The following is a 14,925-nucleotide window of genomic DNA, read 5'->3' on the forward strand; positions in this document are numbered from 1 at the left end:
CACGTGAAGGATGCGGCCGAGCAGTTCGGGTTCCGGACCGAGGTGGTGGTGCGCTGGTCCGACATGGACGCCTTCCAGCACGTCAACCACGCGCGGATGGTGACCCTGCTCGAGGAAGCCCGCATCCCGTGGCTGTTCGCCGACGGCCGGCCCACCGTCAACCTGCGCGACGGCGCCGTGATCGCCGACCTGCACGTGCGATACCGAGGACAGTTGCGGCACGAGGACAGCCCGCTGGACGTGGTTATGTGGACCGAACAGGTGCGTGCGGTCGACTTCACCATCGGCTACGAGGTGCGGCCCGGCGGAGCACCGGTCGACACGCCACCGGCGATCGTCGCGTCGACGCAGATCGCCGCGTTCGACATCGGCACCCAGAGATTGCGGCGGCTCACCGCCGCCGAACGCGAATTCCTGCAGCGGTGGCGGCGTGACTGACGCGGCCTCCGCGGAACGGCGGGTCCGCATCCCGGCCGCGCACGACCGCGCCGACCTCGCGACCTTCCTGGGCCGGGCGTTGCGGCTCGACGAGTCGACCGTGGTGCGGCTGCACCGTCGACGCGACGGGCTGATCGCGGCCTGGGTGCGCACGGGCTTCGACGCGCTGGCCGTGCGGGTCCTGTCCGGCGCCGTCACCCCGGCCGACACGTGCGTCGCCGCGGACGGGCTGCGCGCGGCGCTCACCGCACCCGGCGCGGGAGAGAGCATCGACCCGGGCTGGGCGGTCGATTCGGCGTGGCGGGGGTCGCTGCCGCCGGAGGAGGGCTACGTCCACGTCGACGACGTGCCCGCCCGAGTGCTCGTCGACCTCGCCCAGCGCGGCGTCGCGGTGACCCGGGAACAGGGCGCGCAGGGACCGCCGGTGTCGTTGCTTGCACAGGAGGTGCTCGAGGTCAGCGGCGGCGGCACGACGGTCGGGGTGCCCATGCGGCTGGTGTTCGCGCTCAACGGCATGGGTTTCGTGCCCACCGGATCGACGGCCGGTGCGACCGCCGAGATCGACCTCGCGCGCATCGATCCCGCCGAGGTGGTGCGGGTGCGGGCCACCGCGACCTGGCTGCGGCTCGACGCACGCTACGGTTCGGTGTACCTGCGCCGCGGCGGGGGAATAGGTCTGAACGTGCTGTGACGCAATATATTTCGTAGCTTCACAGCAACCAGACCGCGCTGTTCGGCGGGAGTTGGGTGTCCACCCCGGGTGTGCTCGCGAGCAGCACCGCGCCCGGGGGCAGCGGCACCGGAACGTCGGTGGTGTTGAGCGCGCACGTCAGTCCGCCGTGCCGCCGGAACGCCAGGCAGCCGGGTGGGCTTCCATACCAATCGATCCCGCCGGACAGCTCCGGGCGGCGACGGCGCAGCTCGAGCGCCGACCGGTACAGCGACAGCATCGACGTCACGTCCTCGAGTTGCCGTTCGGCGGTCAGCGCCGCCCAGCTCTCCGGTTGCGGCAACCAGCCCTGCGTGGCCGCGGTGAACCCGAACGGCGGCCGGTCGCCCTGCCACGGCAGCGGCACCCGGCAGCCGTCCCGGCCCCGGTCGGTGTGGCCGGACCGTGTCCACACCGGATCCTGCAGCGCCTCGTCGGGCAGGTCGACGTCGGCGAGCCCCAGCTCGGCACCGTTGTAGACGAACACCGCCCCCGGCAGTGCCAGTTCGACGAGGATCATCGCGCGAGCCCGCGCGATTCCGATCGGACCGCCCCCGAACCGGGTGACCTCCCGCGAGACATCGTGGTTGGACAGGGTCCACGTCGGGGTCCCCTGCACCGGAGCGACCGCGGCGAGCGAACCGTCGATCGCCGCCCGGATCGCGGTCGCGTCCCACCCCGTCAGCGCGAGGTGGAAATCGAATCCGAGGTGCAGTTCGTCCGGGCGCAGATACTCCGCGAACCGCTGGGGGTCGTGCACCCAGATCTCGCCGATCGCCACCGCGTGCGGGTACTCGTCGAAGATCTTCCGGATCCGCCGGTGGATGTCGTGCACGTTCGGATCGTTGAACCGAGGGTCGGTGTCGAAGTGCGAGAGCAGCTTGTTCGACTGCCACCCGTCGTGGTCGGGCAGGCCGTCCGGTTTGGCCATGCCGTGTGCGACGTCGATGCGGAAGCCGTCGACGCCGCGATCGAGCCAGAACCGCAGCGTCCGTTCCAGGTCGGCGAAGACTTCTTCGTTTCCCCAGTTCAGGTCGGGTTGTTCGGGGGCGAAGAGATGCAGGTACCACTGGCCGGGTCGGCCCTGGTGTTGCTGGCCGGGTCGGCCCTGGTGTTGCTGGCCGTCGGGGTCGGTGATGCGTGTCCAGGCGGGACCACCGAAGATGCTCGGCCAGTTGTTCGGCGGCTCGTCGCCGTCCGGTCCGCGACCGTCCCGGAAGTGGTAGCGGGCGCGTTCGCGGCTGCCCGGCGGGGCGGCGAGGGCGGCGGCGAACCAGGGGTGTGCGCTGCTGGTGTGGTTCGGCACCAGATCCATCACCACGCGGATCCGCCGGGCGTGTGCTTCCCGGACGAGTTCGTCGAAGTCGTCGAGATCGCCGAACAGTGGGTCGATGTCGCGGGGGTCGGACACGTCGTAGCCGTGATCGGCCATCGGGGACCGCATCACCGGGTTCAGCCAGATCGCATCGGCGCCGAGCAGTTCGATGTAGCCGAGGCGGTCACGAATACCGGCGAGGTCGCCGATGCCGTCGCCGTCCGTGTCGGCGAACGAGCGCGGATAGATCTGGTAGAAGACGGCATCGCGCCACCAGGGCACCGGAGCGGGAGGCTCCGGGGACGAAGTGCTGTGCGGCCGGGACACCGGGATATCGTGTCAAATCTCGGAGCCGTGTGCGGATGCGGCCGGAAAACCCGCGTGAAGCCGCATCGGTGGTGGCTGCACGGCCGGGTCGCCCTGTTCCGCGGCGGCCTCAGACGGGTGAGTTCATCAGCGAATCGGCCGCCATGTCGATGTAGTCGACGAGTCGGCGCCGATGCGCGGCGTCGAGCGTGGCGTCGTCGATGGAGGCGATCGCGACGTGCATACAGCGCAGCCACGCGTCCCGCTCGATCGGACCGATCTTGAACGGGTGGTGGCGCATCCGCAGCCGCGGATGTCCCCGTTCCTCGGAGTAGGTGCGGGGACCACCCCAGTACTGTTCGAGGAACATGCGCATGCGGCGCTCCGCCGGGCCCAGATCCTCCTCCGGGTACAGCGGCCGGACGATCTCGTCCTGGGCGACCTCTTCGTAGAAGCGCGCGGTGATCTTCCGGAACGTCTCGGCGCCGCCGATCGCGTCGTAGAAGGTCTGCTCGTCACTCATCGTTTCTCACCATTCCCTCTCGCTCGCCCATTGTGCCCGGTTCCGCCGCGGGGCCGCCGCCGGGGCGGTACCGGATGTTCACCATGGCGACCACATCCGTCGGCGAATTCGGGGTGCGATGTCGGGGCATCCGTGGTGCACTATTCCCAGTCTTCCGGAGGTCGCATGAAGCATCGCAGCAGCGCGCATCGACAACTCCCGCCCACGGAGGCCCTCGACGGGGTTCCGGGGGCCAACACTCTGCGTGTCCTGCGCGACCCGGGTGCCGTACCGGACTGGTTCGGGCTGCGGGTGCTGCTGCTCAACGCCACCTACGAACCTCTGACCGCGCTGCCGGCGCGCCGCGCGGTGGTGCTCATGACCTGCGGCAAAGCCGACACCGTGCACGAGGATCCGCTGGCGCCGGTCGTGCGCTCGGCGGACCGATCGATGCAGCTTCCGTCGGTGATCCGGCTACGCACCTTCGTCCGGGTGCCCCACCACGCGCGGGTGCCGATGACCCGGGCCGCGCTCATGCACCGTGACGGCAACCGGTGCGCCTACTGCGGTGCCCGGGCGGAAACGATCGATCACGTCGTCCCGCGCAGCCGCGGCGGGGAGCATTCGTGGGAGAACTGCGTCGCCTGCTGCGCGCCGTGCAATCACAAGAAAGCCGACCGTCTGCTCGGCGAACTGGGCTGGACACTGCGGGCCGCACTGGTACCACCGAAAGGCCGGCACTGGCGTCTGCTGGCCACTTTGCCGGAGCTGCATCCGACCTGGCTGCCGTATCTGGGAGAGGGCGCCGCCTGAGCGCATCGTGAACATCTCGGGCCAAGTGCGCCGGGATGGTACCGCCTGGGCTACCGTTTGCGGTGTGAGCATTCTCGAGACAACCCTCATATTCGTGGGCATCCCGTTGCTGGTGATCCTGATCCTCGCGGGGCTGGGCTACATCGGGCCGCGATACACGGCCAAGGATCCGGCCGAGTACAAGCTCGGCGACAAGTGGGATCACGAGCCGGTGCTGTGGAGCGCTGTCGACGAGGTGGCCGGGCGCGGGCACCACGGTGGACACGGACACGCCGGTTCGGCGACGGAACTGATCGGAGGTACCGCAAGTGGCAAGTGGTGACGTGATCCATGCCCCGGCGATCGCGCCGGAGAATCTGCCGTACGCCGCCGCGCTGACGGCGAGCGGACGCATCTCGCGGGCCATCCCGCTCGGCGAGTCGTTCGACGAGAACCCGCCGTTCGCGATGTGGGACCTCGTCGCGCTCGACGACGCGCTTACCGACGCCACCCGCGCCACGAAGGTGCGGTTCAACGTGTACATCGCGGATGCGGCGGACCCGGTATCGGCTACCGACGCCGTCTTCCCGCAGACGCCCGATGCGGCGGATTCGGTGCTCATCGCCGTGTACCCGAACCAGCGGTCGATCCAGATCCGCAGCGGCCGCGACGTCGCGGACCGCGTCACCGATCGTGTCGCCCAGCTCGGCGTGACCGCCGCGGTCGCATCGTTCGGCCAGGGCCAGCTTCTCGATGGCCTGGTCAGCGCCATTCGCGTCATGAGCAACGCGATCGTCGCGCCCTGATTTTCGGCGCTTCGGTCTCCAGCGCTTCCCGGTGAGGGGAACCTTCAGCCTGTTCAACAGGCTGAAGGTTCCCCTCACCCGGTTTCAGGAGGCGTCGAACGTGCGGGCCTTCAACGACCGGACGATGCCGGCGCGACCCTCGACGACGAGCCGGCGCAGCGCGGCCGGCAGATCACCGGTGAGGAACTCGTCGGCCGCCGCGACCGACTCCTCCGAGATCGACCACGCCGGGTACAGGCCGACCACGACGGTTTGCGCGACCTCGCTCGACCGCCGCTCCCACACACCCGGGACGTCGGCGAAGTACCGCGCCACGTACGGTTCGAGCAGCTCGCCCTGACCGGCCGGCGCAAAACCGCCGATGATCGCGCGGGCGGTGATGTTCGGGACGGTGTCGTCGCCGATCACCGTCTCCCACACCTTTGCCTTGACCGCGGCCTGCGGGCGCGCCGCACGCGCCGCCGCCGCCTGACGGGCACCCGCAGCCGTGGGATCACGCTCGGCCTCCGCGTCGATCACCGGCGACTCGACACCGTCCGCGTCGATCTCCCCGGCGGCGGCCAGCGCCTGCACGACCCGCCACCGCAGATCCGTGTCGACGACCAGCCCCGGCAACCCCACCGTCGACGGATCGGCGGCGAGCAGTTCGGCGAGCACCTCGGTGTGCCACGCCGACAACTGCGCCGAGGTCAGCGCGTTGACGAACGCGAGCTGATGATCGGACCCCGGCTCGGCGTCGCGGGCCAGCTCGAGCAGGCGGTTCGCGTAGTCGGCCCAGCCCGGGCCGTCCACCCACGCCGGCTCCGCGTAGCTGCCGAGCGCCGTGTGCGCCTGCATGAGCAGCCGCTGCACCACCCCTACCTCGGTTTCGGCGGCCACCCCGCGCTGCACGAGCGCCACGAAGTCGCGGGCCTTGAGCTCGGCCTGCCGCGTCATCTCCCACGCCGCCGACCACACCAGTGTGCGGGGCAGCGACTCGGCGATGTCGCCGACCCGTTCGATCACCGTGCGCAGCGACTGTTCGTCGAGCCGCACCGAGCAGTACGTCAGGTCGTCGTCGTTGACGAGCACGAACTGCCCGCGCGGCACCCCCACCAGTTCCGGCACGTCGGTGCGGGCGGCGGCGTCGACGTCGATCTCGACGCGGTGGGTGCGCAGCAGTTTCCCGGAACCGTCGTCGTCGTAGACACCGATCGCCAGGCGGTGCACCCGGAACTCGCCGGCACCGGGCTGCGCGCCCTCCTGCACGACCGTGAACCGGGAGAACGTCCCGTCGTCGTCGACCTCGAAATCGGGACGCAGGATGTTCAGACCCGTCGTCTTGAGCCACTGCGCGCCCCACCCGGACAGGTCGCGGCCCGACGCCTTCTCGAGCGCCGCGAGCAAGTCGTCGAACGTGGCGTTGCCGTAGGCATGGTCGCGGAAGTAGTCGCGCAGACCCGCGAGGAACGGTTCCTCCCCGACGTAGGCGACGAGCTGCTTGAGCACCGACGCACCCTTCGCGTAGGTGATGCCGTCGAAGTTGACCTCCACGGCCGCCAGATCGGGGATGTCCGCGGCGATCGGGTGCGTCGACGGGAGCTGATCCTGCCGGTACGCCCACGACTTCTCGACGTTCGCGAACGTCGTCCACGCGTTGGTGTACTCGGTGGCGCGGGACTGGCACAGCACCGACGCGAAGGTCGCGAACGACTCGTTGAGCCACAGGTCGTCCCACCAGCGCATGGTCACGAGATCGCCGAACCACATGTGTGCCATCTCGTGCAGCACGGTCTCGGCGCGGCGCTCGTACGACGCGCGGGTCACCTTCGAGCGGAACACGTAGTCCTCGAGGAACGTGACCGCGCCGGCGTTCTCCATCGCGCCCGCATTGAACTCCGGCACGAACAGCTGGTCGTACTTGCCGAACGCGTACGGCACCCCGAAGTTGCGGTGGTAGAAGTCGAAGCCCTGCTTCGTCTCGGTGAACAGCCGGTCGGCATCCATGAATTCGGCGAGCGATGCGCGGCAGTAGATGCCCAGCGGAATCGTGCCGTGCTCGTCGGTGTAGACGTCCGTCCACACCGAATAGGGGCCGGCGATCAGCGCGACCAAATAGGTGCTCATCCGGGGCGTCGTGCGGAAGATGTGCCTGCCGGGGGTGGCCGCGACGGTCTGCACCGTCTCGGCGTTGGAGATCACCGCCCAGTCGGTGGGTGCGGTGACCGCGAGATCGAAGGTGGCCTTCAGGTCCGGCTGGTCGAAGCACGCGAACATGCGTTTGGCGTCGGCCGTCTCGAACTGCGAGTACAGGTAGACGGCGCCGTCGGTCGGGTCGACGAACCGATGCAGGCCCTCACCGGTGTTCGTGTAGATGCAGTCCGCGTCGACGACGAGTTCGTTGCGCTCGGCCAGCCCGGTCAGCGCGAGACCGGTGTCCTCGGTGTAGCCGGACACGTCGACCGGGGTGCCGTTGAGCGTCGCCGAGCGCACCGTCTGCGCGATCAGATCGATGAACGTCGACGCGCCCGCGGTGGCACCGAAAGTCACCGTCGTGATCGAACGGAACGTGCTGGTGCCGGGTGCGCCCGCGCCGTCGGTGAGATCGAGCTCGATGCGGTAGTTGTCGACCGCCAGGATCGCGGCCCGTTCGGCAGCCTGCTCACGGGTCAGATTCGGTGGTGCCACGAAGATCTCCTTCTCACGACGGGTTGCGACGGACCAATCCCATCATGCGCGGCCGCTGCGAACCGGACGGACCCGCGGGCAGACCGCCGACCTCACCCTGCGAGACCGGCCAGCGCGACACCCGGATCGGCGAGCCGCGCCGGATCCACCGCCGCGCCGGAACCCACGAGCGTGCGGATGTCGTCGCCCGCATCCCAGATGTTCACGTTCATCCCGGCCCGCACCCGGTTGCCCGAATCGAGCCAGAACGCCAGGAACTGCAGGCCCGCGACATCGCCGCGGGTCACCACCGTCGCGTCGCGCGGCGCGTGCCCCACGTACTCCATGCCCAGGTCGTACTGGTCGGTGAAGAAGTAGGGGAGACGGTCGTACGACGCCGGGCGACCCAACATCGTCGCCGCCGCGACCGCGGGCTGGTTCAACGCGTTCGCCCAGTGTTCGACGCGGACCCGGCCGCCCAGCATCGGATGCTCCGCCTCGGCGATGTCACCGACCGCGACGATGTCCGGATCGCTGGTGGTCAGCGTGCTGTCCACGAGCACACCGCCGTCGACGGCGAGCCCGGCGTCGCGCGCGACCTCGATGTTCGGCACCGCACCGACGGCGAGCAGCACCGCGTCGGCGGGCACGACACTGCCGTGGCCGAGGCGCACCCCGGTGGCGCGCCCGGATTCGACGACGATCTCCTCGACCGATGTCCGCACCCGCAGGTCGACGCCGTGCGCACGGTGCAGCCCCGCGAACACGGCACCGATCTCCGGGCCCAATGCGGCCTGCAACGGCTGATCGGCCGTTTCGAGGACCGTCACGTCGGCGCCGTGCCCGCGGGCGTTCGCGGCGACCTCGAGTCCGATCCAGCCGGCGCCCACGATCACGAGGCGGGCGCCGTCCGCCCGCACCACCGAGAGCAGCGCGTCGGCGTGGTCGACGGTGCGCAGGACGTGGACACCCGACGCGTCGGCTCCCGGCAGGGGGATGAGCCGGGGCCGCGAGCCCGTCGCGAGCGCCAGCTTGTCGTAGTGCAGCGTCGAGTCGTCCGGCAGCGTCACCGTGTGCGCCGCGGGGTCCAGCGCCGTGACGGTGGTGCCCAGCCGCAGTTCGACGCGGTGGTCGCGGTACCAGTCACCGCGCTGGACGGTGAAGTCCAGCAGCCGTTTGTCGCCGGCGAAGTACTCCTTCGACAGCGGCGGCCGCTCGTACGGCAGGTGCTCCTCGTCGCCGAGCAGCACGATGTGCCCGGCGAAATCGCGGGCGCGCAGTTCCTCGGCGGTCTTGGCTCCGGCCAGTCCCGCGCCGATGATCACGAACGTTTCTTCCGTAGGCATCGCAATCTCCCGTGTCACGAGTCGTGCGGGTTCGAACTCGACCGTACGGTGTGCCGTGCCGGGGCCGGCGTGGTTCGGGAAGAATCCGACAGGCGGCGGCGTTGTCTGTCGAAGGAAGCATCGGGTGTCGCCGACGTGTCGGCGACACGACATCGGAGGAGAGTTCCGTGAGCGAAGCCACGACCAAGGACACCGCAGATTTCTGGTTCGACCCGCTCTGTCCCTGGTGCTGGATCACCTCGCGCTGGATCCTCGAGGTTACCCAAGTGCGCGACATCGAAGCGCGATTCCACGTGATGAGCCTCGCGGTCCTCAACGAGGGCCGGGACCTGCCCGCCGAGTACGCGGAAATGATGAAGACGGCGTGGGGTCCGGTGCGCGTGGCGATCGCCGCCGCCCAGAAGTACGGCGACGAGATCCTGCCCTCGCTCTACACGGCGCTGGGCACGCAGATCCACGAAGAGGGCAACAAGGACTTCCCGACGGTGATCGCGAAGGCCCTCTCCGAACTGGGCCTGGACCCGGCACTCGCGGAGGCCGCCGACACCGATACCTACGACGAGGCGCTGCGCGCGAGCCACGCCGCCGGCATGGACGCGGTGGGCACGGATGTGGGAACCCCGACGATCCACGTCAACGGCATCGCGTTCTTCGGACCGGTTCTCTCGAAGATCCCGCGCGGGGAGGAAGCCGGCAAGGTGTGGGACGGCGTGGTCGCGCTCGCGGGCTACCCGCACTTCTTCGAGCTCAAGCGCACCCGTACCGAGGATCCGAGTTTCGAGTAGGCGGCTCCGCCGCCGGTGAGCACTTCGGGCCCCTGCAGCGGCCCGAAGTGCTCACCGGCGTGCGGTTCGCCGATGTCGGAACCGCCTCGTTAGACTCTGCTGCCATGCGCGTTTACCTGGGTGCCGACCACGCCGGCTTCGAACGTAAGAACCAGATCATCGAACACCTGACCGCCAACGGTCACGAAGCCGTCGACTGCGGCGCACACGAATACGACGCCCAGGACGACTACCCCGCGTTCTGCATCGAGGCGGCGCGCCGCACCGTCGCCGACGAGGGCAGCCTCGGCATCGTCCTCGGCGGCAGCGGCAACGGCGAGCAGATCGCCGCGAACAAGGTGCCCGGCGCGCGCTGTGCGCTCGCGTGGAGCGTCGAGACCGCCAAGCTCGCTCGCGAGCACAACAACGCCCAGCTCATCGGCATCGGCGGCCGCATGCACAGCCTCGAGGAGACGCTCGCGATCGTCGACGCGTTCCTGGCGACCGCGTGGTCGAACGAGGAGCGGCACCAGCGTCGCATCGACATCCTCGCCGAGTACGAGACGACCGGCGTCGCTCCCGCCGTTCCCGGCGCCTAGTCCGACAGCAGACGGAGGTTCGACAGCCCGGTGCCCGAGGGACACATACTCCATCGGCTCGCCCGCCTGCACCAGCAGCACTACGCCGGTGCGGCGGTGCGGGTGTCGAGCCCGCAGGGGCGCTTCTCGGAGGGTGCCGCGCTCGTCGACGGGCGGGTGCTGACCCACGCCGAAGCGTGGGGAAAGCACCTGTTCCATCACTACGAGACCGGGGCGGTGGTGCATGTGCACCTCGGCATCTACGGCGAGTTCACCGAATCCGCGCTGCCGCTCGGGCAGCCGGTCGGCCAGGTGCGCATGCGAATGATCGGCGTTTCGCACGGCAGCGACCTGCGCGGCCCGGCCGCGTGCGACGTGCTCGGGCCTCACGAGGTCGAGGCGATCGAGGCCCGGCTCGGGCCCGACCCGCTGCGCACCGACGCCGATCCCGACCGGGCCTGGTCGCGAATCTCCAAGTCCCGCACCGCAATAGGATCGCTGCTCATGAACCAGGCGGTGATCGCCGGCGTCGGCAACGTGTATCGGGCGGAGGTGCTGTTCCGTCACGGAATCGGTCCGCAACGCCCCGGAAAAGACTTGTCGCGCAGCGAGTTCGATGCCCTCTGGGCGGATCTGGTCGAACTCATGCGGATCGGGATGGAGCGCGGTCGCATGCATGTCGTGCGACCCGAACACGACCACGGCGCCCCGGCCTACGCGAAGGACCGGCCCCGCACCTACGTCTACCGCCGCGCCGGTGACCCCTGCCGTGTGTGCGGTACCCCCGTCCTGCACTCGGTCATGCAGGCGCGCAACCTGTTCTGGTGCCCCGGCTGCCAACCAGGCTGACCGTCACGACACCGACTCGTCCGGCGTCTCGCCGATGACGTCCCGGAACCCGGCGCGCATGCAGTCCTCGAACACGCCCTGGTCCGGCACCGCTCCGACGTCGAGGGTGAAGCCCAGGTAGCAGACGCCGAGGTACGACACCATCGTCACGTTGAACGACGACCCGATCGTCGGCCCGAACGCGTAGTAACCCTCGGCACGCGCACCCGCCACATACAGCGGTACCGGAGATCCCGGCACGTTCGACGCCAGGAAGTCGACGTGTTCGAGCATGCTCCCGATCACCGCCGGCGGGAGAACGTTCAGGGGAGCGGCGAGCATCGGACCCATTTCCACAGCCGGTTCTCCCCGCCATCTCCGGACGATCGAGTCGATCTCCCGCATCAAGTCGTCGACATCACCGCTGCGAACCGGAAGGGCGAAACGTGCCAGATTGATGAGGTTGCCGCCCATCTGGTCCTCCGGCCGGCGCACGCTCAGCGGCATCGTGACGCGCAGCATCTCGACGTCGTCGGCGCCGTGTTCGCGATGGTAGCGATCCAGCCCCACGATCAGTGCCGTGAGAAAGGCACTGTTGACGGTGCACCCGGTACGATGCCCCGCGGCGCGCAACCCCTCGAGCGGGAATTCGGCCGCGAAGAGTGCCCGTCCCAATGCGCGATCGGTCATCACCGGCGATGCGATCGTTGTGATCGGACGCAGATAGCGGGCCACCGACGACACCGTTCCGAGCACTCCGCGCGCCGCGCCGATCGGATGGGTGACCACCGCGCGAGTCGCGGGCCACACCGACCGCAGCCCCTGGACGACGGCGCCGCGCGCCTGCGACCTGTACTCGCCGAGTATCTCGGTCACCAGGTCCAACGACCCGGGTCGTTCCGGCTCCGGAGGCGCGGCGGGCTCGGGACGCGGTGTGCCTTCGCGCGTGAAATCGACGATGTGCGCCGTCATCTGCATACCGCCGAGGCCATCGGTCAGCGCGTGATGCACCTTGAGCATCAATGCCGCGCGTCCATCGGCGATCCCGTCGATCACGGTGAACTCCCACAGTGGGCGCGCCCGGTCGAATGCCGTCATCGCCGCGATGCGGGCGAGTTCGAGAACGTCGTCGAACGTGCCGGGTGACGGCAGCGCCACGTGCCGCAGATGCCAGGACAGGTCGAAGTCCGGGTCCGCGACCCAGCGCGGCGCGCCCAGGCCGAGCGGAACGGACACGACACGGTGCCGGAAGTGTGGAATGTCGCGGGTGCCGCGGTCCATCATCTCGACGATGCGGTCCCAGTCGGGAGAAGAATCGAGGGTGATGACGGCGACGATCGTCGAGCGCAGTGCAGGGTCCTGCTCCATGCTCCACGTGAGGAAGTCGGTCTGCGCCATCCGCCGCGCTGCGGTGCTCATCTACGGACGATCCCACATTGTCGGGGCTGCGGCCAGAGTCGACTATCCCGGCCGGTCCGTCGGAAGTCCCCGAACCGTGCTCGGCAGCCGCCGAGAGGAGCGACAGCCGCGCGCGTCGGGACGCGCGGCTGTCGTGTGCCGATGTGGCAGGGTGGACGATCCCGTGGTCGGGCCGGTCAGAAGTCGAACCCGCCCCCGAAATCGCCGCCCCCGAAATCGCCGCCCCCGAAATCGCCGCCGCCGAAGTCGCCGCCACCACCGCCGAAGTCGTCGCCCCCGTCGCCGAAGTCGTCGCCCCCGTCGCCCCCGTCGGCGTCACCGGCGTCTGCGGTGCCGTCGCCGGCGCCGCTCTCGAACGCCTGTGCGTCGTACGGCACCCCGGCCATGCCCGAGAACATCGCCGAGAAGAGCAGCATCGACCCCACACCCCAAGCGCCCGCGACCAGCGCCGGCTTCCACCACGGCTCCGAGTACCAGCCCGCCGGCACCGGACGGCCCGCGACCCGGCCGCCCGGGTAGTAGTTCGGTGTCCGCGCCGACGGGGACGGGGACGCGGCGACCTGCCGGCCCTCGAATTCGATCTGCCGGTCCTCGGTGACCGCACCGGCCGACTTCTGGCCGTCGAGCGACGGGATGTCGGGACCGGGGTCCATACCCATCGCGGTGCGTGCGGCCCGGATGTAATACAGACCTTCGAGTGCGCTCTGCTTGGCCAGTCGTGCCTGCGCGGGGGTTTGTGCCTGATCGATCTGCGAGCCGGCGGCGGTATAGCGCTCGGCCGCGTCCGCGAGCGCCTGCTTCGACGCGTCGTCGGTGCCCGTCAGGTTGTAGATCTGGCCGCCGAGACGCTCGATCGCCTGGCGAGCGTCGGCCTTGGCGTCGTCGAGTCGCACCGCGCCGTGACCGGACGAGTTCTTCTGGCTCCGAGGACGATGAGCAGGAGTTCCACGACGATGTGCCTTCCGACTGGGCGTACGGGTGCAACGTCCAGCGTACCGACGGTTCAGCTCTCGAGGACTGCGCGCAGACCGGCTCGGATGCAATCGTCGAACATCCCGGCGTCGCGCACCGCGTCGGTGTCGACGGTGAACCCGAGGCAGCAGCTGTCCAGGTACGACATCAGCGTCACGTTGAACGCAGAACCGAGCGTCGGTCCGAAACCGTAGTACTTCTCGATCTTCGCGCCCGCCACGTACAGCGGCACGTGCGAGCCCGGCACCGTGCAGGCGAACACGTCGTCGTGGTCGAGTGGGTCGTCGACCACCGCAGGCAGCAGGTTCGGAGGGGGAGCGAGGTGGCGGCCGGGTTCGGTGCTGGGGCCGGAGTATTCGTCCAGCAGTCGCATGAGCAGGGCGGGGTCGTCGGCGGGCACCGGCAGGTCCGCCCGGGCCAGGTTGATCCCGGTACCGCCGTTCTCGGGGTCGGCCAGTGGCATCGCCAGGCTCAGCTCGTCGACGTCGATGCCGCGGCGGAACCGGTAGTCGGCCAGCCCGAGAAGCACTGCCGCGAGGCACGCGCTGTCCAGGGTGCTGCCCGCGCGTTCGGCTGCCGCCCGCAGCTCGGCGAGCGGCACGTCGACCACGTGCAGTCGCCGGTCGTCGGTCTTCGTGGGTTCGCTCGACGAGGTGAGCCACCGCAGCGGTGCGGTCAGGGACTGCATCAGCCCGGCCACCGAGCCGACGAGGGAACCGAACGAGCCTGCTGCGCGGTCGGCGGCCCGGGCGGACGCATCGTCCGCTGTGGTCGTGTCCCGGTCCGATCCCGGTTCTTCCCGCCCGTGCCGTTCGAGATCGACGATGCGGGCAGTGATGTGGGTGCCATCGGCGCCGTCGGCGTACGCGTGGTGGATGCGGATCAGCAGTGCGGACTGGCCCCCGAGCAGCCCCTCGACCAGCGTCAGTTCCCACTGGGGGTGCTCGGGGATCGTGGCCGGAGAGCTCGTGCGCGCGTAGTCGAGAACATCGTCGAAATCCGTGGAGTGGGGCAGCGTCACACGGTCGAGCTGCCACGGCAGGTCCGAGTCGTGTTCCCCGGCCCATCGCGGCGGGGCCAGACCGAAGGGCACGTCCACGACGCGGTGCCGGAACGCCGGCGTTTCGGGGGTGCCGCCCGCGAGCATCTCGCCGACCCGATCCCAGTCGGGGGAGGCGTCCAGCAGGACGGCGGCGACGATCGTCGACCGCATCGCCGCCCGCACAGGAGGCTCCGGGGAAGGGCCGGAAACGTCGTTCATGATCGGAACGTTCTCATACCGACACCGGTTGAACCGTTCGATCTCGGGGCGATGACCGTTTCGAGTCGAAACGGTGACCGGGACGATCGGGTCGAGTGGTCCGGAAACGATTCACGCCCGCCACCGGAAATCGGTGGCGGGCGTGAGATCCCATGGAGGGGATGACGGGAATCGAACCCGCGTAGCCAGTTTGGAAGACTGGGGCTCTACCATTGAGCTACATCCCCACGAGCAAGCGACTTC

General features: G+C 69.5%; 15 protein-coding genes and 1 tRNA gene. 8 read left to right on the forward strand and 8 right to left on the reverse strand.

Going from position 1 to position 14,925, the window contains the following annotated elements:
* Positions 1 to 3: 3 nt before the first annotated feature.
* Together RZ1_RS15925 and RZ1_RS15930 are read left to right on the forward strand one after the other, a co-directional pair.
* The gene (locus tag RZ1_RS15925; protein ID WP_139281863.1) at positions 4 to 438 is read left to right on the forward strand and encodes an acyl-CoA thioesterase; all 435 of its coding nucleotides are present in this window, start codon (positions 4 to 6) and stop codon (positions 436 to 438) included.
* On the forward strand, positions 431 to 1,129 hold the full coding sequence (locus RZ1_RS15930; protein ID WP_072813359.1) for a DUF8185 domain-containing protein: 699 nt from the start codon (positions 431 to 433) through the stop codon (positions 1,127 to 1,129). The genes RZ1_RS15925 and RZ1_RS15930 overlap by 8 nt, the downstream gene beginning before the upstream one ends.
* Positions 1,130 to 1,148: 19 nt before the next feature.
* Here RZ1_RS15930 and RZ1_RS15935 read toward each other — a convergent pair whose 3' ends face one another.
* Together RZ1_RS15935 and RZ1_RS15940 are read right to left on the reverse strand one after the other, a co-directional pair.
* A complete protein-coding gene (locus RZ1_RS15935) occupies positions 1,149 to 2,789 on the reverse strand; it encodes a glycoside hydrolase family 13 protein (RefSeq protein ID WP_072813361.1) in 1,641 nt (546 codons plus the stop codon).
* 109 nt (positions 2,790 to 2,898) lie between these two features.
* Positions 2,899 to 3,291, reverse strand: a complete 393-nt coding sequence (locus RZ1_RS15940; RefSeq protein ID WP_072813363.1) for a globin — start codon at positions 3,289 to 3,291, stop codon at positions 2,899 to 2,901.
* Positions 3,292 to 3,456: 165 nt separating this feature from the next.
* On the opposite strand from RZ1_RS15940, the gene RZ1_RS15945 reads away from it, so the two are divergent.
* From RZ1_RS15945 to RZ1_RS15955, 3 genes are all read left to right on the forward strand, one after another.
* Positions 3,457 to 4,083: an HNH endonuclease gene (locus RZ1_RS15945; RefSeq protein ID WP_072813365.1), complete on the forward strand. Its 627-nt coding sequence runs from the start codon at positions 3,457 to 3,459 to the stop codon at positions 4,081 to 4,083.
* Between the two features lie 64 nt (positions 4,084 to 4,147).
* Positions 4,148 to 4,405 (forward strand): aa3-type cytochrome oxidase subunit CtaJ, encoded by a 258-nt coding sequence (gene ctaJ / locus RZ1_RS15950; RefSeq protein WP_072813366.1) that lies wholly within the window; start codon positions 4,148 to 4,150, stop codon positions 4,403 to 4,405.
* Entirely contained in the window at positions 4,392 to 4,868 is a 477-nt protein-coding gene (locus tag RZ1_RS15955) for a DUF5130 family protein (RefSeq protein WP_072813368.1), read from the forward strand. Before ctaJ ends, RZ1_RS15955 begins: the two co-directional genes overlap by 14 nt.
* A gap of 84 nt (positions 4,869 to 4,952) precedes the next feature.
* Here the strand turns inward: RZ1_RS15955 and pepN are convergent, their stop codons facing one another.
* Both pepN and RZ1_RS15965 read right to left on the reverse strand, forming a co-directional pair.
* Positions 4,953 to 7,535, reverse strand: coding sequence for an aminopeptidase N (pepN, locus tag RZ1_RS15960; protein WP_072813370.1), 2,583 nt, complete (start codon positions 7,533 to 7,535; stop codon positions 4,953 to 4,955).
* A gap of 92 nt (positions 7,536 to 7,627) precedes the next feature.
* Positions 7,628 to 8,860, reverse strand: coding sequence for an NAD(P)/FAD-dependent oxidoreductase (locus tag RZ1_RS15965; protein ID WP_072813442.1), 1,233 nt, complete (start codon positions 8,858 to 8,860; stop codon positions 7,628 to 7,630).
* A 167-nt stretch (positions 8,861 to 9,027) separates the two neighbouring features.
* On the opposite strand from RZ1_RS15965, the gene RZ1_RS15970 reads away from it, so the two are divergent.
* From RZ1_RS15970 to RZ1_RS15980, 3 genes are all read left to right on the forward strand, one after another.
* A complete protein-coding gene (locus RZ1_RS15970) occupies positions 9,028 to 9,645 on the forward strand; it encodes a mycothiol-dependent nitroreductase Rv2466c family protein (protein WP_072813372.1) in 618 nt (205 codons plus the stop codon).
* 104 nt (positions 9,646 to 9,749) lie between these two features.
* Positions 9,750 to 10,223 (forward strand): ribose-5-phosphate isomerase, encoded by a 474-nt coding sequence (locus RZ1_RS15975; protein ID WP_072813444.1) that lies wholly within the window; start codon positions 9,750 to 9,752, stop codon positions 10,221 to 10,223.
* Positions 10,224 to 10,253: 30 nt separating this feature from the next.
* Positions 10,254 to 11,051 (forward strand): Fpg/Nei family DNA glycosylase, encoded by a 798-nt coding sequence (locus RZ1_RS15980; RefSeq protein ID WP_072813374.1) that lies wholly within the window; start codon positions 10,254 to 10,256, stop codon positions 11,049 to 11,051.
* A gap of 3 nt (positions 11,052 to 11,054) precedes the next feature.
* Here RZ1_RS15980 and RZ1_RS15985 read toward each other — a convergent pair whose 3' ends face one another.
* The 4 genes from RZ1_RS15985 to RZ1_RS16000 all read right to left on the reverse strand — a co-directional run bounded on the left by RZ1_RS15985 (position 11,055) and on the right by RZ1_RS16000 (position 14,909).
* A complete protein-coding gene (locus RZ1_RS15985) occupies positions 11,055 to 12,449 on the reverse strand; it encodes a wax ester/triacylglycerol synthase domain-containing protein (RefSeq protein ID WP_072813376.1) in 1,395 nt (464 codons plus the stop codon).
* Positions 12,450 to 12,625: 176 nt separating this feature from the next.
* The gene (locus RZ1_RS15990) at positions 12,626 to 13,342 is read right to left on the reverse strand and encodes a GA module-containing protein (protein WP_244899339.1); all 717 of its coding nucleotides are present in this window, start codon (positions 13,340 to 13,342) and stop codon (positions 12,626 to 12,628) included.
* A gap of 110 nt (positions 13,343 to 13,452) precedes the next feature.
* Positions 13,453 to 14,682, reverse strand: a complete 1,230-nt coding sequence (locus tag RZ1_RS15995; protein ID WP_083583727.1) for a wax ester/triacylglycerol synthase domain-containing protein — start codon at positions 14,680 to 14,682, stop codon at positions 13,453 to 13,455.
* Positions 14,683 to 14,835: 153 nt separating this feature from the next.
* Positions 14,836 to 14,909: transfer RNA gene (locus tag RZ1_RS16000), tRNA-Gly, on the reverse strand.
* Between the last annotated feature and the right edge of the window lie 16 nt (positions 14,910 to 14,925).

It is taken from the genome of Rhodococcus zopfii NBRC 100606 = JCM 9919, from assembly GCF_001895025.1.
Taxonomy (GTDB): Bacteria; Actinomycetota; Actinomycetes; order Mycobacteriales; family Mycobacteriaceae; genus Rhodococcus; species Rhodococcus zopfii.